General features: G+C 70.5%; 22 protein-coding genes. 11 read left to right on the top strand and 11 right to left on the bottom strand.

Going from position 1 to position 23,509, the window contains the following annotated elements; genetic code table 11:
• Positions 1-48 precede the first annotated feature (48 nt).
• The 5 genes from ABZT02_RS28840 (at position 49) to ABZT02_RS28820 (ending at position 5,455) form a co-directional block, all read left to right on the top strand.
• Positions 49-2,103, top strand: a complete 2,055-nt coding sequence (locus tag ABZT02_RS28840) for a heavy metal translocating P-type ATPase (protein WP_356022365.1) — start codon at positions 49-51, stop codon at positions 2,101-2,103.
• Positions 2,104-2,164: 61 nt separating this feature from the next.
• On the top strand, positions 2,165-3,634 hold the full coding sequence (locus ABZT02_RS28835) for an AlkA N-terminal domain-containing protein (protein WP_356022541.1): 1,470 nt from the start codon (positions 2,165-2,167) through the stop codon (positions 3,632-3,634).
• Positions 3,635-3,643: 9 nt separating this feature from the next.
• A complete protein-coding gene (locus ABZT02_RS28830; RefSeq protein ID WP_356022362.1) occupies positions 3,644-4,126 on the top strand; it encodes a methylated-DNA--[protein]-cysteine S-methyltransferase in 483 nt (160 codons plus the stop codon).
• Between the two features lie 87 nt (positions 4,127-4,213).
• Complete coding sequence (locus ABZT02_RS28825; protein ID WP_356022359.1) at positions 4,214-5,047, top strand: FHA domain-containing protein; 834 nt, start codon at positions 4,214-4,216, stop codon at positions 5,045-5,047.
• Between the two features lie 21 nt (positions 5,048-5,068).
• Positions 5,069-5,455 (top strand): hypothetical protein, encoded by a 387-nt coding sequence (locus ABZT02_RS28820; RefSeq protein WP_356022357.1) that lies wholly within the window; start codon positions 5,069-5,071, stop codon positions 5,453-5,455.
• A 60-nt stretch (positions 5,456-5,515) separates the two neighbouring features.
• Here the strand turns inward: ABZT02_RS28820 and ABZT02_RS28815 are convergent, their stop codons facing one another.
• From ABZT02_RS28815 to ABZT02_RS28805, 3 genes are all read right to left on the bottom strand, one after another.
• Complete coding sequence (locus ABZT02_RS28815; RefSeq protein WP_356022355.1) at positions 5,516-6,253, bottom strand: Sir2 family NAD-dependent protein deacetylase; 738 nt, start codon at positions 6,251-6,253, stop codon at positions 5,516-5,518.
• A gap of 120 nt (positions 6,254-6,373) precedes the next feature.
• Entirely contained in the window at positions 6,374-6,868 is a 495-nt protein-coding gene (locus ABZT02_RS28810; protein ID WP_356022352.1) for an NUDIX hydrolase, read from the bottom strand.
• A 123-nt stretch (positions 6,869-6,991) separates the two neighbouring features.
• Positions 6,992-8,065, bottom strand: coding sequence for an ADP-ribosylglycohydrolase family protein (locus ABZT02_RS28805; RefSeq protein ID WP_356022349.1), 1,074 nt, complete (start codon positions 8,063-8,065; stop codon positions 6,992-6,994).
• A gap of 167 nt (positions 8,066-8,232) precedes the next feature.
• Here ABZT02_RS28805 and ABZT02_RS28800 point away from each other — a divergent pair, with 167 nt between their 5' ends.
• Entirely contained in the window at positions 8,233-9,351 is a 1,119-nt protein-coding gene (locus ABZT02_RS28800; protein WP_356022538.1) for a glycerate kinase, read from the top strand.
• A gap of 31 nt (positions 9,352-9,382) precedes the next feature.
• Here ABZT02_RS28800 and ABZT02_RS28795 read toward each other — a convergent pair whose 3' ends face one another.
• Positions 9,383-10,579, bottom strand: coding sequence for a helix-turn-helix domain-containing protein (locus tag ABZT02_RS28795; RefSeq protein WP_356022347.1), 1,197 nt, complete (start codon positions 10,577-10,579; stop codon positions 9,383-9,385).
• A 181-nt stretch (positions 10,580-10,760) separates the two neighbouring features.
• Between ABZT02_RS28795 and ABZT02_RS28790 the strand changes: the two genes are divergently transcribed.
• The 5 genes from ABZT02_RS28790 to ABZT02_RS28770 are packed head-to-tail and all read left to right on the top strand — an operon-like array spanning position 10,761 to position 15,552.
• Positions 10,761-11,555, top strand: coding sequence for an ABC transporter ATP-binding protein (locus ABZT02_RS28790; protein ID WP_356022345.1), 795 nt, complete (start codon positions 10,761-10,763; stop codon positions 11,553-11,555).
• Between the two features lie 5 nt (positions 11,556-11,560).
• Positions 11,561-12,325: an ABC transporter ATP-binding protein gene (locus ABZT02_RS28785; protein WP_356022342.1), complete on the top strand. Its 765-nt coding sequence runs from the start codon at positions 11,561-11,563 to the stop codon at positions 12,323-12,325.
• Positions 12,322-13,212, top strand: a complete 891-nt coding sequence (locus ABZT02_RS28780; protein ID WP_356022340.1) for a branched-chain amino acid ABC transporter permease — start codon at positions 12,322-12,324, stop codon at positions 13,210-13,212. The genes ABZT02_RS28785 and ABZT02_RS28780 overlap by 4 nt, the downstream gene beginning before the upstream one ends.
• A complete protein-coding gene (locus tag ABZT02_RS28775) occupies positions 13,205-14,287 on the top strand; it encodes a branched-chain amino acid ABC transporter permease (RefSeq protein ID WP_356022338.1) in 1,083 nt (360 codons plus the stop codon). The genes ABZT02_RS28780 and ABZT02_RS28775 overlap by 8 nt, the downstream gene beginning before the upstream one ends.
• On the top strand, positions 14,284-15,552 hold the full coding sequence (locus ABZT02_RS28770) for an ABC transporter substrate-binding protein (protein WP_356022336.1): 1,269 nt from the start codon (positions 14,284-14,286) through the stop codon (positions 15,550-15,552). The genes ABZT02_RS28775 and ABZT02_RS28770 overlap by 4 nt, the downstream gene beginning before the upstream one ends.
• A gap of 97 nt (positions 15,553-15,649) precedes the next feature.
• On the opposite strand, the gene pssA is transcribed toward ABZT02_RS28770, so the two are convergent.
• The 7 genes from pssA to ccrA all read right to left on the bottom strand — a co-directional run bounded on the left by pssA (position 15,650) and on the right by ccrA (position 23,404).
• A complete protein-coding gene (gene pssA / locus ABZT02_RS28765) occupies positions 15,650-16,468 on the bottom strand; it encodes a CDP-diacylglycerol--serine O-phosphatidyltransferase (protein WP_356022536.1) in 819 nt (272 codons plus the stop codon).
• A 22-nt stretch (positions 16,469-16,490) separates the two neighbouring features.
• The gene (locus ABZT02_RS28760) at positions 16,491-17,147 is read right to left on the bottom strand and encodes a phosphatidylserine decarboxylase (RefSeq protein ID WP_037706416.1); all 657 of its coding nucleotides are present in this window, start codon (positions 17,145-17,147) and stop codon (positions 16,491-16,493) included.
• Between the two features lie 170 nt (positions 17,148-17,317).
• A complete protein-coding gene (locus ABZT02_RS28755; protein WP_356022334.1) occupies positions 17,318-18,532 on the bottom strand; it encodes an acyl-CoA dehydrogenase family protein in 1,215 nt (404 codons plus the stop codon).
• Positions 18,533-18,536: 4 nt separating this feature from the next.
• A complete protein-coding gene (locus tag ABZT02_RS28750; protein ID WP_356022331.1) occupies positions 18,537-19,043 on the bottom strand; it encodes a MaoC family dehydratase in 507 nt (168 codons plus the stop codon).
• Positions 19,044-19,045: 2 nt separating this feature from the next.
• Positions 19,046-20,011, bottom strand: a complete 966-nt coding sequence (locus ABZT02_RS28745) for a CoA ester lyase (RefSeq protein WP_356022329.1) — start codon at positions 20,009-20,011, stop codon at positions 19,046-19,048.
• Positions 20,008-22,056: a protein meaA gene (locus ABZT02_RS28740; protein WP_356022327.1), complete on the bottom strand. Its 2,049-nt coding sequence runs from the start codon at positions 22,054-22,056 to the stop codon at positions 20,008-20,010. The genes ABZT02_RS28745 and ABZT02_RS28740 overlap by 4 nt, the downstream gene beginning before the upstream one ends.
• Before the next feature lie 10 nt (positions 22,057-22,066).
• Entirely contained in the window at positions 22,067-23,404 is a 1,338-nt protein-coding gene (gene ccrA, locus ABZT02_RS28735) for a crotonyl-CoA carboxylase/reductase (protein WP_356022533.1), read from the bottom strand.
• Positions 23,405-23,509: the final 105 nt, after the last annotated feature.

The following is a 23,509-nucleotide window of genomic DNA, read 5'->3' as shown; positions in this document are numbered from 1 at the left end:
CACATGAACAGATGAACGAGTCTTCATGTGTTCCTGTATGGTGCTCGGGTGTCCACGACTCTCACCCCCGTTCGTGTCCCCCCACCCACTCGGTCGGCACCCCGCCGCACCCGGGTGCTGGCCCTCCCCGAGACCCGCTGGGCGCTGGCGTCGACCGCCGCGTTCCTGCTCGGTCTCGCGCTGGACCTCGGCGGCCTGCCGTGGTGGGCGTACGGCCCGCTGTACGCGCTCGCCTATGCCACCGGCGGCTGGGAACCGGCCCTCGAAGGGCTCAGGGCGCTGCGCGGGAGGACCCTGGACGTCGACCTGCTGATGATCGTCGCGGCGCTCGGCGCGGCCGCGATCGGCCAGGTCCTGGACGGCGCCCTGCTCATCGTCATCTTCGCCACGTCCGGCGCCCTGGAGGCCCTGGCCACCGCCCGCACCGCCGACTCGGTACGCGGCCTGCTCGACCTCGCGCCGACGATGGCGACCCGGGTCACGGGGAACGGCGAGGAAACGGTCCCGACGGGAGAACTCACCCTCGGAGACGTCCTGTTGATCCGGCCGGGCGAGCGCATCGGCGCCGACGGCCGGGTCCTGGACGGCGCGAGCGAGGCCGACCAGGCCACCATCACCGGTGAACCCCTCCCGGTCGCCAAGGGCCCCGGCGACGAGGTCTTCGCCGGCACCCTCAACGGCACCGGCGTGCTGCGCGTGCGGGTCGAACGCGACCCCGCCGACTCCGTGATCGCCCGCATCGTGACCCTGGTCGAGGAGGCCTCCAGGACCAAGGCGCCGACGCAGCTGTTCATCGAGAAGATCGAACAGCGGTACGCGGTGGGCATCGTGATCGCCACGCTCGCCGTGTTCGGCGTGCCGATGCTGTTCGGCGCCGACCTCACGGACGCGCTGTTGCGCGCGATGACCTTCATGATCGTCGCCTCGCCGTGCGCGGTCGTCCTCGCGACCATGCCGCCCCTGCTGTCCGCCATCGCCAACGCCGGGCGGCACGGCGTCCTGGTGAAGTCGGCCGTCGCGATGGAGCGGCTCGGGGAGGTGGACGCCGTGGCCCTCGACAAGACGGGAACGCTGACGGAGGGGGCGCCGGAGGTCTCGGAGGTACGGCCGCTGCCGGGCTCGGGGCTCGCCCCGGACGACCTCCTCGCCCTGGCCGCCGCGGCCGAGCATCCCAGCGAGCATCCGCTGGGGCGGGCCGTGGTGCGTGCGGCCGGGGAGCGGGGGCTGCGGATCGCGGACGCGCGGAACTTCGTCGCCGTGCCCGGGAGCGGGGTGACGGCGGTGGTCGGAGGGCGGAGGATCGAGGTCGGCCGGGCGGGTGACCCGTCGGACCTCGTCCCTCCGGACACGGGAGTGGGCCGCCCCGAGGCCATGGATGCCCGCCGGACCGGGAGCGCGGGTGCCGACAGCAAGGGGAGCGCGGGCCCCGGGAGCCCTGCGGCGGTCGTCCCCGGCGCGGAGGCCGGCGCCACCGTCGTCCTCGTGACCGGCGACGGCATCCCCCTCGGCACCCTCGCCCTCACCGACCGCCTCCGCCCGCAGGCCGGCGCCGCCACCGCCGCGCTCACCGCCCTGACCGGCACGGCCCCCGTCCTGCTCACCGGCGACAACGCGCGGGCCGCCGCGAGGGTCGCCGAGGCCACCGGCCTGACGGACGTCCGCGCCGACCTGCTGCCCGAGGGCAAGGTGGAGGCCGTACGCCGGCTCCAGGACGCCGGGCGCAAGGTCCTGTTCGTCGGGGACGGCGTCAACGACGCCCCCGCGCTCGCCGCCGCCCACTCCGGCATCGCGATGGGCCGTGCGGGCGCCGACCTCGCGCTGGAGACGGCGGACGCGGTCGTCGTACGCGACGAGCTCGCGACCGTTCCGGCGGTCGTACGACTGTCCCGGGCCGCCCGCCGGCTGGTCCTGCAGAACCTGGTGATCGCGGGTGCCTTCATCACCGGACTCGTCCTGTGGGACCTCCTCGGCCACCTGCCGCTGCCGCTCGGGGTGGCCGGGCACGAGGGGTCGACGGTCCTCGTCGGCCTCAACGGGCTGCGGCTCCTGCGCGAGTCCGCGTGGCGACCGGGCCGAGTCCCGTTCCAGGGCACGCGAGGTTGATGTCGGATTCTCGCCAGCCGAGCTCCGCCGGGTGGCCGATGCTGGACGCATGCAGACGGGGATGTACACCGAGACCGAGCGCTGTGTGCGCGCCGTGCGGTCCAAGGACGCGCGGTTCGACGGATGGTTCTTCACGGCCGTCCTGACGACCCGTATCTACTGTCGGCCGAGCTGTCCGGTCGTCCCGCCCAAGCCCGAGAACATGACCTTCTACCCGAGCGCGGCGGCCTGCCAGCAGGCGGGCTTCCGCGCCTGCAAGCGGTGCCGGCCCGACACCAGCCCGGGCTCGCCGGAGTGGAACCAGCGCGCCGACCTCGTGGCCCGCGCGATGCGGCTGATCGCCGACGGCGTGGTCGACCGCGAGGGCGTGCCCGGCCTCGCCGCCCGCCTCGGCTACAGCACCCGGCAGATCGAACGCCAGCTGCTCGCCGAACTCGGGGCCGGACCGCTCGCCCTCGCCCGGGCCCAGCGCGCCCAGACGGCGAGGATCCTCATCGAGACGACCGCGCTCCCGATGGCGGACATCGCCTTCGCGGCCGGGTTCTCCGCGATCCGCACCTTCAACGACACCGTGCGCGAGGTCTTCGCGCTCCCACCGAGCGACCTGCGCACCCGCGCCGCGAAGAAGTCCGCGCCGGACACCCCCGGCTTCCTCTCCCTGCGCCTGCCGTTCCGCACCCCCCTCAACCCCGACAACCTCTTCGGCCACCTCGCGGCCACCGCCGTGCCGGGCGTGGAGGAGCGGCGGGACGGCGCGTACCGGCGCACGCTGCGACTGCCGTACGGACACGGTGTCGTGGCTCTGACACCCCAACCGGACCACATCGCCTGCCGGTTGACGCTCAGCGACCTGCGCGACCTGACCGTCGCCATCAGCCGCTGCCGCCGGATGCTCGATCTGGACGCCGACCCCGTCGCGATCGACGACCAACTGCGCACGGACCCGCTGCTGGCCCCCCTGGTGGACAAGGCGCCCGGCCGACGCGTCCCGCGCACCGTCGACGAGGCGGAGTTCGCCGTACGGGCCGTCCTCGGCCAGCAGGTCTCCACAGCGGCGGCCCGCACCCACGCGGCCCGCCTGGTCACGGCCCACGGCGAACCCGTCGACGACCCCGAGGGCGGACTGACACACCTCTTCCCGTCCCCCGAGGCCCTGGCCGCGGTGGACCCCACCTCGCTCGCGATGCCCCGCACCCGCCGTACGACCTTCACCACCCTGGTGAGCCAACTGGCTGACGGAGCCCTCCAGTTGGGTGTGGAGAGCGACTGGTCGGAGTCCCGTGCCCGCCTCCTCGGCCTGCCCGGCTTCGGCCCCTGGACGGTCGACGTGATCGCCATGCGCGCCCTCGGCGACCCGGACGCCTTCCTCCCGACCGACCTCGGAATCCGCCGCGCCGCCCAGGAGTTGGGCCTGCCCTCGACCCCGGCCGCGCTCACGGCCCGCGCGGCGGCCTGGCGGCCCTGGCGGGCCTACGCGGTCCAGTACCTGTGGGCGACCGACAGCCACCCGATCAACTTTCTTCCCGTGTAAGGACGTTCCGTGAGACAGCACACCGTGATCGACAGCCCCTACGGCCCTCTGACCCTCGTCGCCGACGACGGCGTCCTGTGCGGCCTCTACATGACCGACCAGCGCCACCGCCCGTCGGAGGAGACCTTCGGCGAGCCGGACGACGCATGGTCCAAGGAGGCCGAGGACCAGCTCAAGGCCTACTTCCAGGGCGAGTTGAAGGAGTTCACCCTGGAACTGCGCCTGCACGGAACACCGTTCCAGCGCACGGTCTGGGACCAGCTGCGCCGGATTCCGCACGGCGAGACCCGCACCTACGGCGAACTCGCCGACGCCCTAGGCAACCCCAAGGCCTCCCGCGCGGTCGGCCTCGCCAACGGCAGGAACCCCATCGGCATCATCATCCCCTGCCACCGCGTGGTCGGCGCGGACGGCAGCCTCACGGGCTACGGCGGCGGACTGGAGCGCAAGCAGCGACTGCTGGACTTCGAGCGAGGGGCGGCGCTGTTCTGAACGGGCGCCCCCAGCAGCGCGTGAACACAGTTCCGGTGTATTATGGTGGGGAATAGTAGGTTCTGTGCGGGTCGTCAATAAACCGCCATGGATAACATGATTCCTCCATCCAGTTCTTACGGGGGTGGGATTATGGCGAGTTATCCCGATCGCTCCGGTCCCCAGCTCACGTTCATTCATCCATCGCACCTGTATGGATCTCCTCTCCGCCTGGCCGCTGCCAGATCGGTCCTCGGTCGAGATCCCGGTTGTGACATTCGGATAGACGATCCGTATGTGAGCGGCAGGCACGCGATCTTGAGTCGCTCGGGAGCGAACGTGGTCTTGGAAGACCTCGGCTCAGCCAACGGCACCTCGGTGAACGATCGTCCTCTCGCCGCCCCTCAGACGCTGCACGACGGTGATGTGCTTACGTTGGGCAGCGTGAGCATCCGCTACGAATGGCCCGGCAGTGCTCCGCGAGAGCATGAGGCCGCCCAGGGCACCGTCCTGATGTCGGAAGTGAGCAGTGCCCCGCGATTCGATGTGGGTCAGCAGTACGGTGCCAACATCAACAATGTGGGTGGGCACCAGTATGTCGATCAAAGGCAGGAGAGCTTTCTCCGGCAGATCGCCGCAGCTCGCACGAGAGCTCGACGAATCATTCTGTTCGGGTTCGTGCTCTTCTTGAGCGGCTTCGCTGTCTTCGCCTATGGAATTCTGCGATTCATGGGCCACATAGGGGATCCCGTATCCGAGGATCCCAATGAATGGCCAGGCCCGGGAGATATGTTCGGCACGGAGATCGGTGGCTTTCCGGTGTTCCTTCTCGGCTGGGCGGCCGCCGGCGTCGGCACGGTCCTGATGATGACCGGGCTGGTGATGCACGTCATCGCCGCATCCCGTCAACGCTCGTTCGACGCGGCCGTGCGCCGCCGGTGACTCATGCGAGGGGACATCCAAGTGACATTCCATATCGGCAGCCAGCAGGGCAACATCAACAACGTCGCCGGTGACCAGACCATTCACGGTGGCCAGCACGGACAATTCGCGACGGCCACGGATCCGCGTGCCATGCTAGGGCTGCTGCGCTCGGAGCTCGACCACCTGGCCCTCCCGCCCGATGTCGCGAGCGAGGTGAACACCGAAGTCGCGTCCCTCGATGCCGAACTCGCTTCCCCTTCTCCGGATCGCACCACCACGGCCCAGCGTCTGGTGCGGATCACCAGGCTGGTGACCGCGGCGGGTGCGGCCGTCACCGCCGGCGGGACCCTCGCGGGAGCCCTGTCCTCGTTCGCGGGCTGGCTGGGGCCGATCGGTGACTCCGTCCTCCGTGCCATCGGGCAGTAACTCTCGACAGTGGATGCGAGATCCGCCCGCCGGCTTGCCGCCGGTTTCGGCGGCAAGGGATCACAGCCCCCCGAACGACCTGACCCTGCGCATGAGTTCGGGCAGCGCCGTGCCGATCGGCTCCCGGATCACCTCGTCGGCGCGGTCGTCGTACGGGGTCGGCTCGGCGTTGACGATGACGAGACGGGCGCCGTGGTCGGCGGCGACGCCCGCGAGGCCCGCAGCCGGCTGGACCTGGAGCGTGGAGCCGACGGCGATGAAGATCTGGCACGCCTTGGTGATGGCGACCGCCTCGCCGAGCACGACAGGGTCCAGACGCTCGCCGAACATCACCGTCGCCGACTTGAGGATGCCGCCGCAGTCCAGGCACGGCGGGTCCGCCTCGCCGGCCTCGACCCGGGCGAGCGCGTCCTCCATCGAACCGCGGGCGTGGCACTTCGTGCACACCACCTGCCGCGCGGTGCCGTGCAGTTCGAGAACCTTGCGGGCGGACAACCCGGCCAGCTGGTGCAGCCCGTCCACGTTCTGCGTGATCACCCGCACCGGCACCCCGGACCTCTCCAGCTCGGCCACCGCCACGTGCGCCGCGTTGGGCTCCGCCTTCAGCGTGCGGTTCGCCCGCCGCATCTGCCACGAGCGGCGGCGGATCTCCGGATCGCCCATGTAGTACTCGTACGTCACGAGCTTCTCGGCCTCGGGATCCTTGCGCCACAGGCCGTTCGGGCCGCGGTAGTCGGGGATCCCGGAGTCGGTCGAGATACCGGCGCCGCTGAGGAGGGCGACGAGGGGCTTGGTCATGGCACCGAGGGTAGGGCGGGTGATCGGGATGGAGCGAACGGATATGCGTACCGCACGCCACGCCACGCCACGCCACGCCACGGCCGTGGCGTGCCGCACCGGCCGCTGGACGCGTCCGCGTCAGCCCGCCCGGTGGCCGTTCTCCAGCTCCACCGTGCCCGAGCCGTCCGCCAGCGCGTCCAGCGCGGCCACGACCCGGCGGCCGAGGGCGCCCGGAAGGTACTCGGCGAGCTCCTCGCGCGGCACCAGCCGCCAGGACAGCAGCTCCTCCTCCTGGAGGCGGATCGCCTTGAAGTCGTCCTCGGCGAGCACCCCGCCGTCGTACAGGTACGCGACCAGCGGCGGGCGGGCCGTCCCGTGCACCCAGTCCACGGCCAGCAGCCGCCCGAGCTCACGGTCCAGGCCGATCTCCTCGGCGGTCTCACGGCGCGCGCCCTGGCGCGGGGTCTCACCCTCGTCGGACTCGACCGTGCCGCCCGGAAGCGCCCAGCCCTCACGGTAGTTGGGCTCGACGAGCAGCACCCGGCCGGCCTGGTCACGGAAGAGGGCGGCGGCACCGGCGAGGACACGGGGGAGACCGGCGATGTACGTGGCGAAGTCTTGGGTGGTGGTCACCCTTCGAAGGGTAACCAGCCGACGGGGTGCCCTGGGACGGCTCAGCAGTCGGTCACACGCACGGGTGTGGTCCCGTGCCTGTCGCTGTCGCCCTCGCCTTCCGCACACCTCGGCCCGGTTGCCTCAGGCCTCCGCTCCCGCCAACCGCACCGTCCGCTCGGCCAGTTCGCTGATGTGCACCCCGTCGAAGCCGAACACCGCGCTGCGCACCCTGTCCTCCAGCGGCTCCTTCCACTGGTCCGGGATCGCGTCCGCCCCGGTGAGCACCCCGGCCACCGAGCCCGCGGTCGCGCCGTTGGAGTCGGTGTCCAGGCCGCCCCGGACGGTGAGCGTGATGGTGCGGGTGAAGTCGCCGTCGCCGTAGAGCAGTCCGGCGGTCAGGACGGCCGCGTTCGGGATGGTGTGGATCCAGCCGAGACCGGCGGTCTCCTCCGCGACCGTGGTCAGCGTGTCCTCCCAGGTCATCCGAGTGTCGTGCAGGGACGTCACCCGGCGTACCGTGCGGGCGAGGCGACTGCTCGCGGGAATCACCGCGAGCGCCTGGTCCACGGCCTGCCGCACGGTGTCGACGGTGAACGCCGCCGAGATCAGCGCCGCCGCCCACATCGCCCCGTACACGCCGTTCCCGGTGTGCGAGAGCACCGCGTCCCGGCGGGCCAGTAAGGCGGCGCGGCGCGGGGCGCCGGGACAGGTCCAGCCGTAGATGTCGGCGCGGATGAGCGCCCCGATCCACTCCTGGCAGGGGTTGTCGTACGTCGCCGTCAGTGGCGGTTTCAGCCCGTTGGCGAGGTTGCGATAGGCGGCCCGCTCCGCGGTGAACGTCTGCAGATACGGCAGTCTCAGCAGCCACAGGTCGCCCACCTGCTCGGTGCTGAAGCCGAAGCCGTGGGTCTCCAGGAGGTCGAGGCCGAGGATGGCGTAGTCCACGTCGTCGTCACGGCAGCTGCCGTGGATGCGGCCGCGCACGCACTCGCGCCACTCGGGCCGCAGCTCGAAACCGTCGCTCTCGCCGACGGGCTCGGGAAGGTAGTCGGTCAGGGGCAGGGCGGCGGCCTGCCGGAGATAACGGTCGATCCGGTCCCGCGTCCACAGGTCGCCCTGCTCGACCGGCTTGCCGAGCATGTTGCCCGCGATCCGGCCGAGCCAGCCCCCGAGGATGCGGTCGGCGAGCTCTGGGTCAGTGCCCACAAGGGTCATAGCTCCGGTTTACCCCATTCCGGAGCACCGCACAGAGGGTTCGCAGGGCCTTCTCAGGGGCTGGGCGGTGCATGACTCCGGGGGCGTCTGCGGTTAAGGTCGCAACGGCGCGACTGGCCTTGACGTGCGCGAGGCCCGGAGAGCAAGGGGAAAACGTGACACAGCGCGTGCTCATCGCCGCGGACAAGTTCAAGGGCTCGCTCACGGCCGTGCAGGTCGCCGAGCGGGTGACGGCCGGGCTGCGCCGGGTCGTGCCGGACCTGGAGGTCGAGGCGCTGCCCGTCGCGGACGGCGGTGACGGCACCGTCGCCGCGGCCGTAGCGGCCGGTTTCGAGCGCCGGGAGGTGGCGGTCGCCGGGCCGCTGGGCCAGGAGATCACCGCCGCCTTCGCGGTCCGCGGTGACACGGCCGTCGTCGAGATGGCCGAGGCCAGTGGCCTGCAGCGGCTGCCCGCGGGCGTCTTCGCGCCGCGCACGGCGTCGACGTACGGCTCCGGGGAGCTCCTGCGCGCCGCGCTGGACGCCGGCGCGCGCACGATCGTGTTCGGGGTCGGCGGCAGCGCCACCACCGACGGCGGCGCCGGAATGCTGTCCGCGCTCGGCGCCCGCTTCCTGGACGCCGACGGCGAGCCCGTGGCCCCCGGCGGCGGTGGCCTCGCCGACCTGGCCTCGGCCGACCTGTCCGGCCTGGACCCGCGGTTCGCGTCCGTCGAGTTCATCCTGGCCAGCGACGTCGACAACCCGCTGACCGGCCCCAAGGGCGCCGCCGCGGTCTACGGCCCCCAGAAGGGCGCCTCCCCGGACGACGTCGAGGCCCTGGACGCAGCGCTGGCCCACTACGCGAAGGTGCTGGAGGAGGCCGTCGGTGCGAAGGCCGCCGAGTACGCCGCCTCGCCGGGTGCGGGGGCCGCCGGCGGCATCGGCTACGCCGCCCTGCTCGTCGGTGCCGCGTTCCGCCCCGGCATCGAGGTCATGCTCGACGTCCTGGGCTTCGCGCCCGCGCTGGAGTGGTCGGACCTGGTGATCACCGGCGAGGGCTCCCTCGACGAGCAGACCCTGCACGGCAAGGCCCCGGCGGGTGTCGCCGCGGCCGCCCGCGCCAAGGGCAAGGAGGTCGTCGCCGTGTGCGGCCGCCTCGCCCTGCCCCCGGAGGCCCTCGGCCGGGCGGGCATCCGCCGCGTCTACCCCCTCACCGACGCCGAGCCCGACATCCAGAAGTGCATCTCCGAGGCGGGCCCGATCCTGGAGGACGTGGCGGAACGGATCGGCCGGGACTTCCTGGTCTGAACGCGGTTTCGAGGGGCGCGGGCCCCGCCCCTCACCCCCGCACCCCCGACAACCGGTACGCGTCCAGCGCCAGTGTCAGCTCGATCAGGTCCCGGGGGCGGGCCAGCGACCGGGACGTGAGCTGTTCCAGCCGCCGTAGCCGGTTGAAGACCGTGTTGCGGTGGCAGTACAGGCGTCCGGCGGCCCGCCCCGCCGACCCCTCGCACACCAGCCACACATCGAGGGTCTCCAGCAAAACGGCCCGGTCGGCGGGCTCCAGCTCCAGGAGCGCGCCGAACACGTCCTTCACCAGCCGGTCGGCCAGCTCCGGCTGGCTCACCACCAGCGCGGTCGGCATCCGCTGATCGAGGCGTACGACCGCGGTGGCGTCCGGCGGACACGTGCGCAGCGCCAGCTCGGCGAGCCGCCGGGCCCGGCCCAGCTCGGCGAGCCCCGGCACCACCGGACTGATCCCGCCCGGCCCCGAACAGCGCCCCTCCAACGCACGCGCCACGCCGTCCAGCCCCTGACCGGGCGCGAGCGCCACGACCGCCACCTCACCGTCGGCCCGCATCCGCCAGATGAACCGGAACCCGGCACCCCGCACCGGCCGCTCGGCCGCCTCCCGCCGCTCGGCCCGCAGCACCACCACCGCGTACGGCCCGTGCTCCGGCAGATCGAGCCCCGCCGCCGCCCGCGCCGCGAGCCCCGGGGTCGCCTGCCCCTCCAGCAGCGCGTCGAGGAGCGCCTGCAACTGTTCGTCCGTTCGCCGTCTGAGCTCCGCCTCGGTGGCCCGGTACGCCTCCGACGCCGCCTGCGCCTGCGCGTCCACCGCCGACCACACCATCGTCGTCGACCGCATCAGCGCCGCGAGCCGCTCCGGCTCCCGCCCGGCCGTCCCCTCCACGAGCGCGTCCCACACCAGATAGCCGGCGTTCCGGTACGCGTGCACCAGGAGGTCCAGCGGCAGCCCCTGGTGGGCCCGGCGCCGGCCGGCGTCCTCGGCGTACTCCAGGTCGCGGCGCGGCGAGTCCCGGGGCGCGGAGATCGTCTCGATGCCGATCCGTATCGCCTCCTCCGCCTCCCGCCACTGCTGGTCGTACGCCAGCACCTGTCCGTAGACGGGGGAGTGGTCGGTGAGTTGCCTCAGGTGCTCGTCGACCAGCTCCGGCACCCGATCCAGCAGAGCCGTGCAGGACTCCGCGAGCAGCTTCCAGTCATGACCGGTCCGCGGCCGTCGCGCTCCCATGGCCCGGAGGATGCCACCAGGACCCGGCCGCGCACAGGCCCCTGACACGCGGTGTTGTGCGCGTGCACAACGGCGGCACCGGCCCGCTGGGCACCCGCAGCGATTCCGCCGCGGGCCGTGGACGCACGCCCGCGCCGGTGCTGGGGTGAGCGCCACACCGAGTACGGACAAGGGGGATTCCATGACCGGAGCCGGACTGGTCGTCCGAGACCTGTCGGTCGGGTACGGCCCCGTGCGCGCCCTGCGCCGGGTGTCCCTGGAGGTGCCCGAGGGAGCCGTGGTGACGGTGCTCGGCGGCAACGGCGCGGGCAAGTCCACACTGCTGCGCGCGATCAGCCGGACCCTCTCCTTCCACGGCGGCGCGGTCACCGAGGGCACGGTCACTCTGGACGGCCACCGCCTGCACGGTCTGGCACCCGACCGGGTGGTCGCCGCGGGAGTCTCCCAAGTGCCGGAGGGCCGACGGGTGTTCGCGCGCATGACGGTCGCCGACAACCTGCGCGCCGGCGCCCTCGGCGGCACCCGCTCGCGCCGGTCCGCAGCCCTCGACCGCGTCCACGAACTGTTCCCCGTACTCGCCGAACGCGCCGCGCAGCGCGCCGGACTCCTCTCCGGCGGCGAACAGCAGATGCTCGCCGTCGCCCGCGCCCTGATGGCCACCCCCAGGGTCCTCCTTCTGGACGAACCCTCCCTGGGTCTCGCCCCGCTCATGGCCCGACGGATCGCCGACACCGTCCGGGAGATCAACACCCAGGGCACCTCCGTCCTCCTCGTCGAACAGAACGCGGCCCTCGCCCTGCGGCTCGCCACGCGCGCGTACGTCCTCGAAGTCGGCGAGGTCACCCTGTCGGGTCCGGCCGCCGAACTGTCCGCCTCCGACGAGGTCCGCCGCCGCTACCTCGGCGTGGTCGACGAGGACGCGGCAGCCGACGCGGACCGGGCGACGGGCCGGAGCCTCACGAGATGGAAAGGGTGACCGCGATGGACTTGCTGGAGGTCCGCGGGCTGACCGTCCGTTTCGCCGGACTCACCGCCCTCGACGACGTCGGCTTCACCGTGGACCCCGGCACCGTCCACGCCCTCATCGGCCCCAACGGCGCCGGAAAGTCCACCTGCTTCAACGTCCTCTCCGGTGTCTACCGGGCCACCGCCGGCAGCGTCCGCTTCGGCGCGCACGAACTCACCGGGATGCCCGCGCACCGCATCGCCGCCCTCGGCGTCGCCCGCATCTTCCAGAACCTCGCCCTGCCGCCCCGCGCCTCCGTCGAGGAAAGCCTGCTTCTCGGCCGGTACCGGCTCACCCGGACCGGCTTCCTCGCCGCGGGACTCCGGCTGCCGTCGGCGGCCCGCGAGGAACGGCTCCACCGTGAACGCGTCCGGGAGATCGCCGAGTTCGTCGGCATCGCGGACTGCCTGGCACGCCCCGCGGGCTCCCTGCCGTACGGGCAGCAGAAGCTCGCCGAACTCGCCCGCGCGCTCTGCATGGAACCCCGCCTGCTGCTCCTCGACGAGCCGGTCGCGGGCATGACCGCCGACGAACGACGCCGGACAGCCGCCGTGATCGCGGGTGTTCGCGACTCCCTCGGCATCTCGATCGTCCTGGTGGAACACGACATGGGGGTGGTGATGCGGCTCGCGGACGCGGTGACCGTACTGGACTTCGGGCGCCGGATCGCGGGCGGCGCCCCCGCCGACGTACAGAACGATCCCGCTGTCGTGCGGGCGTACCTGGGGGCCGCGTCATGAGCACCTTCGCCGAAATCCTGCTGAACGGCGTCTCGTTGGGGTCGGTGTACGCGCTCATCGCGCTCGGCTTCGTGGTGATCTTCCGGGCCACCGAGGTCGTCAACTTCGCCCACGCGTCCCTGCTGTTGGCGGGCGGATACGTCACCGCCACCCTCCACGACGACATCGGCTTCTGGCCCGCGCTCCTCGTCGGGATCGCGGGTGCCGCGCTGGTCGGGGCCGCCGTGGAGTTCCTGGTGATGCGGCGCTACCGGGGCAGCGACCACAGCGTCCTGGCCATCGTCACCATCGGTGTGGACATCCTGCTCACGACCGAACTGACCCGCCGTATCGGCACGGACGTCCTGACACCCGGCGACCCCTGGGGAGACGCCGTGCTCAGGCTCGGACCGATCTCGCTCGCCCACACCCGGATCGCCGCGTTCCTGGCCGCCGCGCTGCTCATCACCGCGTTCCTGCTCGCTTTCCGGTACACGTCGTGGGGGGTCGCGATGCGGGCGGCGGCGGAGAGCACGGAGACGGCCGCGCTGATGGGGGTACGGCTGGGACGGGTGTCGCTGGGCGCCTGGGCGGTGGCGGGCGGACTCGCCGCCGTGGCCGCCCTGTTCCTGACCGTGTTCCCGACGCCGGGCCTGGAACGGGCCACCTCGCTGGCCGCCCTGAAGGCCTTCCCGGCGGCGATCCTCGGCGGCCTCGACTCGACGACGGGCGCGCTGGTGGGCGGCCTGCTGGTCGGGGTCACGGAGTCCCTCGCGACCGGCTACCAGAGCGATCTGACCTTCCTGGGCCGGGGGTTGGGGGACCTGGCGCCCTACCTCGTGATGGTCGCGATCCTGCTCGTCCGGCCCGCCGGGCTGTTCGGCACAAAGGAGCTCGCCCGTGTCTGAGGTCCTGGTGAAACCGTTGCGGATCGTCCGGACGCGCACGTGTCTCTGGGGTGCCGGCATCGTCGTCCTGCTGGCCCTGCCCTTCTACCTGGACCGCTTCTGGCTCCAGGCGGGCCTGTTCGCGATGGCCGCCGCCATCGGCGCGATCGGCATCAACCTCCTCACCGGCGCGACCGGGCAGCTCTCCATGGGGCACGCCTTCTTCCTCGCCGTCGGCGCCTACGGCTACTGCGTGTTCGCGGCCGACGGCGGCGACGGACTGACCGGACTGGGTCTGCCGACCTGGCTCGCCGCCATGCTCGCGGTGCTCGTCGCCGGCGCCGCGGGCGGGCTGTTCAGCCCCATCTCCGGGCGGCTCAGCGGCGCCTACCTGGGCATCGCCACGCTCGCGCTCGTCTTCATCGGCCAGCACGTGATGTTCAACGCCCACGACCTGACCGGCGGCGCCAACGGCCGTGACGTCCCGCCGCTGAGCCTGTTCGGCCTCACCTTCGACGACCGTGAACTCCTCGTCGCCGCCGTGCCGTTCGGATCGGCCGAGAAGCTCTGGTACGCGGGTCTCGTCCTGCTGGCGGCGGGCGCCCTCTTCGCCCGTGGCGTCCTGCGCGGCCGTCCGGGCCGGGCCATGAACGCCATCCGCGACCACCGCATCGCCGCCGGAGTGCTTGGCGTGCCGGTCGCCCGCCACCGCGCCGCCGTCTTCGTGCTGTCGTCGATGTACGCCGGCCTCGCGGGCGTGCTGCTCGCGCTGGTCTTCCAGCGGACCGTTCCCGACTACTTCGGCATCACGCTGTCGCTGGAGTACCTCGCGATGATCGTCGTCGGTGGGCTCGGCTCGGTCTCCGGCGCGGTGACGGGAGCCGTCTTCGTGTCCCTGCTGCCGCAGCTGCTGACCCGCTACAGCGACGCGCTGCCGCTGGTCTCCGCCCCCGGAACGGGCGGCATCGCACCGGGCGAGGCATCCCGGTACCTCTACGGCGCCGCCGTCGTGCTGGTGGTGCTGTTCCTGCCCGGCGGCCTGGTCGGGACGGCCGTACGGCGTCGAGTCACCACCCACACAGGGGAGGAACGATGATCAGGACACATGGCGCCAGAGCCGCCGCGGGCGCGCTCGCCGCGCTGCTGGTGCTGGCCGGATGCAGCTCCAAGGCGAAGGACTCCGACGGGGACGGCGACAAGGCGGCCGCCGGCGGCGTGAGGACCGGGGAGGGCGTCTCCGGGAAGACGATCACGCTCGGCGCGCTCACCGACATGACCGGCGTCTACGCGACCCTCGGCAAGAGCGTCACCCAGGCACAGCAGCTCTACGTGAAGCAGCTCAACGCCGCCGGGGGTGTCTGCGGCTACAAGGTGGCCCTCGCGGTCCGCGACCACGGCTACGACCCGCAGAAGGCCGTCTCCGGCTACACCGAGCTGGAACCGAAGGTGCTGGGCTTCACGCAGTTCATCGGCTCACCGTTCGTCGCCGCGGTCAAGCAGCGCGTCGACGGCCAGGACAAGGGGCTGGTGCTCCCGCAGGCATGGTCGGCCGCGCTGCTCGGCAGTCCGTACATCCGGGTCATCGGATCGACCTACGACATCGAGACGATCAACGCGGTCGACTTCCTGATCAAGGAGAAGGGGGTCAAGAAGGGGGACCGGATCGGCCACGTCTACTTCGAGGGCGACTACGGCGAGAGCGCCCTGGCCGGCTCGCGGCACATCGCGAAGGAGGCCGGACTGACCGTCGTCGAGCAGAAGATCAAACCCACCGACAACGACATGACCGCCCAGGTCACCGCCCTCAAGCAGGCCGGCGTCAAGGCGGTCGTGCTCAGCGCGGGCCCGCGGCAGGCGGCCTCGCTGGTGGGAGTGGCGGCGGCGAGCGGCTTCGACGTGCCGGTCATCGGCAACAACTCGGCCTTCGCACCGCAGCTCCTCGCCACCCAGGCGGGCCCGGCCCTGATGAAGAACTACTACGTGGCCTCCCCCTCGCTCCCCATCGGCGCGGACACCCCGCAGGCGAAGAAGCTGGTCGCCGACTACCGGGCCGCCTACCCGAAGGACGCCCTGGACAACGGGATCGTCGCCGGCTGGACCGCCGTGTCGGCCTTCGGAGCGGCCCTGAAGAAGGCCTGCGCGAACAAGGACCTCACCAGGGAAGGCGTGGACAAGGCCCTGTTGTCGATCGACTCCTACGACATCGGCTTCGGTGTCGCCCAGGACTTCACCGACCCCAAGGCCCCGTCCTCCCATGAGAGCGTGATCCTCCAGCCGGACAAGAGCGTCACGGGCGGCATGAAGGTCGTACGGGAAGCGGGGGCGTCGGAGGCGGCGCAAGGCTACACGCCGGGGGCCTGAGCAACCGGAGCGGAGGGCGCACGGCCGGGCCCGCCCAGACGACGAGGGGCCCGAACCGTCATCGGTTCGGGCCCCTCGGGAGCACTGCGGCGGAGCACTACGGCAGCTGCGCCGCCCGCGCCTCGCGCCTGTTGCCGCGGAAGTTGTTCACCCGGCGGGCCGTGGCGAACAAGGGGATCACCGCACCCATGACGAGCTGCAGGGCGCAGCCGGTCTGGAGGAGAAGCTGTCCGCTCGGGGCGCCGAAGGCCCAGGCCGCGAGCAGACCCATCGCCAGCACGATCCAGGCGAGCATCGCCCCCGCGAGCCGCCCCCGCGGCTTCGGGTACTCCACCCGGCTCACCATCAGCCACGCGGTGCCCAGGATCGCCAGGAGCGTCGCCACGAAGGGCAGCTCCAGCAACACGATCGCGACCACCGTCAGCGCGCCGAACGGGGACGGCATGCCCTGGAACATGCCGTTCGCCGGGGTCACACAGGAGAATCTCGCCAGCCTCAGCACCACAGCCAGCAGCACCACCACGGCCCCCACCGCCGCGACCCGCTGCGACGCGTCGTCGGCGACCATGCCGTAGACGAGCACGAAGTACGCCGGCGCGAGGCCGAAGCTGATCAGGTCGGAGAGGTTGTCCAGCTCGGCGCCCATCGGCGAGGAGCGCAGCTTGCGCGCCACCAGGCCGTCGAAGAGGTCGAAGACCGCCGCGCACAGCATCAGGATGACCGCCGTGGCCGCGCTGTTGCGGGCCATGCCGGATTCCTGGCTGTCGGTGAGGTGCGGGATCAGGATGCCGGTGGTGGTGAAGTACACCGCCATGAAGCCGCACGTGGCGTTGCCGAGGGTGAGGGTGTCCGCTATCGAGAGGCGGAGAGAAAGAGGCATCTCCTCCTCGTCGTCGACCTCGTCGGCCCCGGGCACCCAGCCCGCCTGGGTATCAGGATCAATCACGGTCAATGCGAGTCACCCCAGCCACCGTCTTCTGGCCGACCTCGACCGCGACCTCCACGCCCTCGGGCAGGTAGATGTCGACGCGCGAGCCGAAGCGGATCAGACCGATGCGGTCACCCTGCTCGACCTTCGTGCCCTGCGGGATGTAGGGGACGATACGACGGGCCACCGCGCCGGCGATCTGGATCATCTCGATGTCACCGAGTTCGGTGTCGAAGTGCCAGACGACGCGCTCGTTGTTCTCGCTCTCCTTGTTGAACGCCGGAACGAACCCGCCGGGGATGTGCTCGACCGAGGTCACCGTGCCGGAGAGCGGCGCGCGGTTGACGTGGACGTTGAGCGGGCTCATGAAGATCGCGACCCGGGTGCGACCGTCCTTCCACGGCATGATGCTCTGCACCACACCGTCGGCGGGCGAGATGACCCGGCCCGGGGCGATCTCACGCTCGGGGTCGCGGAAGAACCACAGCATGCCCGCCGCCAGCGCGGTGGCGGGCACGGCGACGGCCTTGGCGGCGCCGGACTTGCGCGCGCGTACCAGGCTCAGTGCTGCGGTGGCGACGGTCGGCAGGAGCCACGGCGATGCTCCGCGCGCGAGGCGTACGCCTGCCAGGCTGTCGCGAGGTGCAGAGGTTTGGCTGTGGGGCATGGATGACCTTCGTAGCGGATGATGCCGCGCACTAGACGGGGGACGGCGGCTTTCCGGGATCGTACCGGTCGCGGGCCACAACTGGGCAAGCCAGGAAGCCGAGTCGGCGACTGAACCGCCTTGACGGGGTGTGATCTTCTTCTCCAAGAAAACACCCCGTATCCGGACATCTAGCCCTGGAACCGATACTCTTCGAGCAGCCTGCGACCGATGATCATTTTCTGGATCTCGGCGGTACCTTCACCGATCAGCAGCATCGGAGCCTCACGGTAGAGGCGCTCGATCTCGTACTCCTTGGAGAAGCCGTAGCCGCCGTGGATCCGGAAGGCGTCTTCCACGACCTCTTTGCAGTACTCGGAGGCGAGGTACTTCGCCATCCCTGCCTCAAGGTCGTTTCGCTCCCCGGAGTCCTTTTTGCGTGCCGCGTTGACCATCATCGCATGCGCGGCCTCGACCTTGGTAGCCATCTCGGCCAGCTTGAACTGAATCGCCTGGTGCTGAGCGATCGCCTTGCCGAAAGTGTGGCGCTGCTGGGCGTACCGGACGCCCAGTTCGAAGGCACGCTGAGCGACACCGCAGCCGCGTGCCGCCACATTGACGCGACCCACTTCCACGCCGTCCATCATTTGGTAAAAACCTCGGCCGGTGGCCCCGCCGAGCACACGATTGGCCGGAAGTCGCAGGCCATCCATGATCATCTCGGTGGTGTCGACACCCTTGTAGCCCATCTTGTCGATCTTCCCGGGGATGGTGAGGCCGGGACGGACCTCTCCGAAACCGGGCTCCTTCTCGATCAGGAAGGTCGTCATCGACTTGTGGGGTTTGGCGGCCGCTTCTTCGGGGGAGTGTCCTTCGTCACTTCGGACGAGAACGGCGACCAGAGTTGACGTACCGCCGTTCGTCAGCCACATCTTCTGACCGTTCAGGACGTACTCGTCGCCGTCCTTGACCGCCTTCGACGTGATGGCCGACACATCGGAACCGAGACCCGGCTCCGACATCGAGAAGGCGCCCCGGACGTCGCCGGCCGCCATCCGCGGCAGGAAGTGGTCCTTCTGCTCCTGCGTGCCGTGCTGCTTGAGCATGTACGCCACGATGAAGTGGGTGTTGATGATGCCGGAGACCGACATCCAGCCGCGGGCGATCTCCTCCACGCACAGCGCGTAGGTCAGGAGGGACTCGCCCAGACCGCCGTACTCCTCGGGGATCATCAGCCCGAACAGGCCCAACTCCTTGAGCCCGTCGACGATCTGCTGCGGGTACTCGTCGCGGTGCTCCAGCTCGGTCGCGACCGGGATGATCTCCTTGTCCACGAAGTCCCGGACGGTGGACAGGATCTCCTGCTGGACGTCCGTGAGGCCGTGGGTCTGGGCGAGGCGTGCCATGGGGTCAGCCCTCCTGAAGTTCCGGGCGGCCGGGCTGCTCGCCGCCGCGCTCCTTGATGTAGGTCTCGGTGGGCACCATGACCTTGCGGCGGAACACGCAGACCAGCGTGCCGTCCTGCTTGTAGCCCTTGGTCTCGACGTACACGATCCCGCGGTCGTTCTTCGACTTGGACGGCCACTTGTCGAGCACGGTCGTCTGGCCGTAGAGCGTGTCGCCGTGGAAGGTCGGCGCCACGTGCTTGAGCGACTCGATCTCCAGGTTGGCGATCGCCTTGCCGGAGACGTCCGGCACGGACATGCCGAGCAGCAGGGAGTAGATGTAGTTCCCGACCACGACGTTCTTGCCGAAGTCCGTCGTCTTCTCGGCGTAGTTGACGTCCATGTGGAGCGGGTGGTGGTTCATGGTGAGGAGGCAGAAGAGGTGGTCGTCGTACTCCGTGACCGTCTTCCCGGGCCAGTGCTTGTAGACCGCCCCGACCTCGAACTCCTCGTACGTGCGTCCGAACTGCATGCTCACGCCTCCGGGATCTCGAACTTCGACGTGCGCTGCATGCCGGCGGCCCGTCCCTTGCCGGAGATGACCAGCGCCATCTTGCGGCTGGCCTCGTCGATCATCTCGTCGCCGAGCATCGCCGAGCCCTTCCTGCCGCCCGCTTCGGACGTGTAGTAGTCGTACGCGTCCAGGATCAGCTCGGCGTGGTCGTAGTCCTCCTGGGAGGGCGAGAAGATCTCGTTGGACGCCTCGACCTGGCCCGGGTGCAGCACCCACTTGCCGTCGAAGCCGAGGGCCGCGGCACGCTGGGCGACCTCGCGGTAGCCGTCGATGTTGCGGATCTGCAGGTAGGGGCCGTCGATCGCCTGGAGGTTGTTGGCGCGGGCGGCCATCAGGATCTTCATCAGGATGTAGTGGTAGGCGTCCGCCGGGTAGCCGGGCGGCTGCTCGCCCACGACCAGCGACTTCATGTTGATCGAGGCCATGAAGTCGGCCGGGCCGAAGATGATCGTCTCGACGCGCTGGGACGCGGTCGCGATCTCGTTGACGTTGTTGAGGCCCTGCGCGTTCTCGATCTGCGCCTCGATGCCGATCTTGCCGACTTCGAAGCCCATCGTCTTCTCGATCTGGGTCAGCAGGAGGTCGAGGGCGGCGATCTGCTCGGCGCTCTGCACCTTCGGCAGCATGATGCAATCGAGGTTCTGGCCGGCCCCCTCGACGACCGTGACGACATCGCGGTACGTCCACTCGGTCGTCCAGTCGTTGACGCGCACGACCCTCGTCTTGCCCGTCCAGTCACCCTCGTTGAGGAACTTGACGATGGTGTGCCGCGCCTCGGGCTTGGCGAGCGGGGCGCACGCGTCCTCCAGGTCGAGGAAGACCTGGTCGGCGGGGAGGCCCTGCGCCTTCTCCAGGAAGCGGGGGTTGCTCCCGGGGACCGCGAGGCAGGAGCGTCGCGGACGCAGACGGTTGACGGGCGTGGTCATGCGGGGACCTCCAGGGGGTCGAGCTTGTTCGCTTTCCGGATCTCGTCGACGATGCGGCCGATGATTCCGGTGATGTCGAAGTCCTTCGGGGTGAAGACCGCGGCCACGCCGGCAGCCCTGAGCTGTTCGGCGTCTCCACTGGGGATGATCCCACCGGCGATGACCGGTACATCTGTGGCGCCTGCCACATGCAGCCGCTCCAGCACGTCCGGCACCAGTTGCGCGTGCGAGCCGGACAGGATGGACAGTCCGACCGCGTGCACGTCCTCGGCGAGGGCCGCGTCCACGATCTGCTCCGGGGTGAGCCGGATGCCCTGGTAGACCACCTCGAAGCCCGCGTCACGCGCACGCACGGCGATCTGCTCGGCCCCGTTGGAGTGCCCGTCCAGGCCCGGCTTGCCGACCAGGAAGCGCAGCTTGCCGACGCCGAGGTCCTTGGCGGTCACCTCGACCCGGCGGCGGACGTCGGCCATGGCCGAGCCCTCCTCCGCCGGCACCGCGACCGGCGCCGACGAGACGCCCGTGGGTGCCCGGAACTCGCCGAACACCTCCCGCAGGGCTCCCGCCCACTCCCCGGTCGTGACACCCGCGCGGGCGCACTCCAGGGTGGCCTCCATGAGGTTGTCGGTGCCCTTGGCGGCCTCCTTCAGCTTCTCCAGCGCCTTGCACGGGCGCGGGTGGTTGAAGGGCGGCTGGTAGCGGGTGTCGCGCCAGTGCTGGAGCGAGGCGATGACCCGGGCCTCTACGGCCGGATCGACCGTCTGGATGGCTGTGTCGAGATCCGCGGTCAGGGGATTGGGCTCGGTCGTGTTGAAGATGTTGACGCCGACGATCTTCTCTTGACCGGACTCGATACGGGCCCGCCGCTCGGCGTGCGAGGAGACGAGCTGCGACTTCAGGTAGCCCGACTCGACGGCCGCCATCGCGCCGCCCATCTCCTGGATCCGCTCGATCTCCGCGAGGGACTCCTCGACGAGCTTTTCCACCTTCGCCTCGACGACGTGCGAGCCCTCGAAGATGTCCTCATACTCCAGCAGGTCGCTCTCGTAGGCCAGCACCTGCTGCATCCGCAGCGACCACTGCTGGTCCCAGGGCCGGGGGAGCCCCAGGGCCTCGTTCCAGGCCGGCAGCTGGACGGCGCGCGCGCGTGCGTCCTTCGAAAGGGTCACCGCCAGCATCTCGAGGACGATCCGCTGAATGTTGTTCTCCGGCTGCGCCTCGGTCAGCCCGAGGGAGTTGACCTGGACGCCGTACCGGAAACGGCGGTGCTTGGGGTTCTCGATGCCGTAGCGCTCACGCGTGACCTTGTCCCAGATGCGGCCGAAGGCGCGCATCTTGCACATCTCCTCGACGAACCGGACACCCGCGTTGACGAAGAAGGAGATCCGGCCGACGACGTCGCCCATGCGCTCCTGCGGCACCTGCCCCGAGTCCCGGACGGCGTCCAGGACCGCGATCGCCGTCGACATCGCGTACGCGATCTCCTGGACCGGCGTGGCGCCCGCCTCCTGCAGGTGGTAGCTGCAGATGTTGATCGGGTTCCACTTCGGCATGTGGGAGACCGTGTACGCGATCATGTCGGTCGTCAGACGGAGGCTCGGCACCGGCGGGAAGACGTGCGTCCCGCGGGACAGGTACTCCTTGACGATGTCGTTCTGGGTCGTGCCCTGGAGCTGGGTGATGTCGGCGCCCTGCTCCTCGGCGACGACCTGGTAGAGCGCCAGCAGCCACATGGCGGTGGCGTTGATCGTCATCGAGGTGTTCATCTGCTCCAGGGGGATGTCCTGGAACAGCCGGCGCATGTCACCGAGGTGTGCGATCGGCACGCCGACCCGGCCGACCTCGCCGCGGGCGAGGATGTGGTCGGAGTCGTAGCCGGTCTGCGTCGGCAGGTCGAACGCGACCGACAGACCGGTCTGGCCCTTGGCGAGGTTGCGCCGGTACAGCTCGTTGGACGCCTCGGCCGTGGAGTGACCGGCGTAGGTCCGCATGAGCCACGGCCGGTCCTTCTCCCTTGCCCCGTCGGCGTTCTGACGCTCAGTCATCCAGCGCTCCTCAGATGTTCCGGAAGCGGTTGATGGCGTCGATGTGCTGGGCGCGCTTCTCCTGGTCGCGGACGCCCAGGCCCTCCTCGGGGGCCATGCACAGCACGCCGACCTTGCCCTGGTGGAGGTTGCGGTGCACGTCGTAGGCGGCCTGGCCGGTCTCCTCCAGGGAGTAGACCTTGGAGAGGGTGGGGTGGATCTTGCCCTTCGCGATGAGCCGGTTGGCCTCCCAGGCCTCGCGGTAGTTGGCGAAGTGCGAGCCGATGATCCGCTTCAGGGACATCCACAGGTAGCGGTTGTCGTACTCGTGCATGTAGCCCGAGGTCGAGGCGCAGGTGGTGATGGTGCCGCCCTTGCGGGTGACGAAGACACTCGCGCCGAAGGTCTCGCGGCCGGGGTGCTCGAAGACGATGTCGATGTCCTCGCCGCCGGTGAGTTCGCGGATGCGCTTGCCGAAGCGCTTCCACTCCTTGGGGTCCTGGGTGTTCTCGTCCTTCCAGAACTTGTAGCCCTCGGCGTTGCGGTCGATGATCGCCTCGGCGCCCATCGCCCGGCAGATGTCCGCCTTCTGCGGCGAGGAGACGACACAGATCGGGTTGGCGCCGCCGGCCAGCGCGAACTGCGTGGCGTAGGAGCCGAGTCCGCCGCTCGCGCCCCAGATCAGGACGTTGTCGCCCTGCTTCATGCCGGCGCCGTTGCGGGAGACCAGCTGGCGGTAGGCGGTGGAGTTCACCAGCCCCGGGGCGGCGGCCTCTTCCCAGCTCAGGTGATCCGGCTTCGGCATCAGCTGGTTCGACTTGACGAGCGCGATCTCTGCGAGACCGCCGAAGTTGGTCTCGAAGCCCCAGATGCGCTGCTCGGGGTCGAGCATGGTGTCGTTGTGGCCGTCGGAGGATTCCATCTCGACGGACAGGCAGTGCGCGACGACCTCGTCGCCGGGCTTCCAGGCGTTGACGCCGGGGCCGGTGCGCAGGACGACGCCCGCGAGGTCGGAGCCGATGATGTGGTACGGCAGGTCGTGCCGCTTGGCCAGCTCGTTGGTGCGGCCGTAGCGCTCCAGGAACCCGAAGGTCGACAGCGGCTCGAAGATCGAGGTCCACACCGAGTTGTAGTTGACACTCGATGCCATGACGGCGACCAGGGCCTCGCCCGGGCCGAGTTCGGGCAGCGGCACGTCGTCGAGGTGGATCGACTTGCGCGGGTCCTTGTCGCGGGTCTCCAGACCCGCGAACATCTCCGTCTCGTCCTTGTGCACGGTGATCGCGCGGTACGACTCGGGGAGCGGCATGGCGGCGAAGTCGGCCGGCGTCGAGTCCGGCGACTGGATCGCGTCCAGGATGTCCTTCACGGTCACGGTGTTGCCTCCGGCGAATGGCGTCTTGAGGGGAGACGCTGAGGGTTACGTCGGTGCCGTCGGTTCGGCGGTCATGCTGTTCGGCAGCGCTTTGTGGCG

The organism is Streptomyces sp. NPDC005402, assembly GCF_040606575.1.
Taxonomy (GTDB): domain Bacteria; phylum Actinomycetota; class Actinomycetes; order Streptomycetales; family Streptomycetaceae; genus Streptomyces.
This window is presented reverse-complemented; position numbering and strand designations above follow the sequence as displayed.

Coding starts and splice junctions, on each gene's coding strand:
- ABZT02_RS28780 (WP_356022340.1), top strand. CDS start 12,322: ATGAGCACCTTCGCCGAAATCCTGCTGAACGGCGTCTCGTTGGGGTCG.
- ABZT02_RS28745 (WP_356022329.1), bottom strand. CDS start 20,011: ATGACCACGCCCGTCAACCGTCTGCGTCCGCGACGCTCCTGCCTCGCG.
- ABZT02_RS28825 (WP_356022359.1), top strand. CDS start 4,214: ATGGATAACATGATTCCTCCATCCAGTTCTTACGGGGGTGGGATTATG.
- ABZT02_RS28795 (WP_356022347.1), bottom strand. CDS start 10,579: ATGGGAGCGCGACGGCCGCGGACCGGTCATGACTGGAAGCTGCTCGCG.
- ABZT02_RS28755 (WP_356022334.1), bottom strand. CDS start 18,532: ATGGCACGCCTCGCCCAGACCCACGGCCTCACGGACGTCCAGCAGGAG.
- ABZT02_RS28740 (WP_356022327.1), bottom strand. CDS start 22,056: ATGACTGAGCGTCAGAACGCCGACGGGGCAAGGGAGAAGGACCGGCCG.
- ABZT02_RS28760 (WP_037706416.1), bottom strand. CDS start 17,147: ATGCCCCACAGCCAAACCTCTGCACCTCGCGACAGCCTGGCAGGCGTA.
- ABZT02_RS28750 (WP_356022331.1), bottom strand. CDS start 19,043: ATGCAGTTCGGACGCACGTACGAGGAGTTCGAGGTCGGGGCGGTCTAC.
- ABZT02_RS28815 (WP_356022355.1), bottom strand. CDS start 6,253: ATGACCAAGCCCCTCGTCGCCCTCCTCAGCGGCGCCGGTATCTCGACC.
- ABZT02_RS28835 (WP_356022541.1), top strand. CDS start 2,165: ATGTACACCGAGACCGAGCGCTGTGTGCGCGCCGTGCGGTCCAAGGAC.
- ABZT02_RS28790 (WP_356022345.1), top strand. CDS start 10,761: ATGACCGGAGCCGGACTGGTCGTCCGAGACCTGTCGGTCGGGTACGGC.
- ABZT02_RS28805 (WP_356022349.1), bottom strand. CDS start 8,065: ATGACCCTTGTGGGCACTGACCCAGAGCTCGCCGACCGCATCCTCGGG.
- ABZT02_RS28770 (WP_356022336.1), top strand. CDS start 14,284: ATGATCAGGACACATGGCGCCAGAGCCGCCGCGGGCGCGCTCGCCGCG.
- ABZT02_RS28785 (WP_356022342.1), top strand. CDS start 11,561: ATGGACTTGCTGGAGGTCCGCGGGCTGACCGTCCGTTTCGCCGGACTC.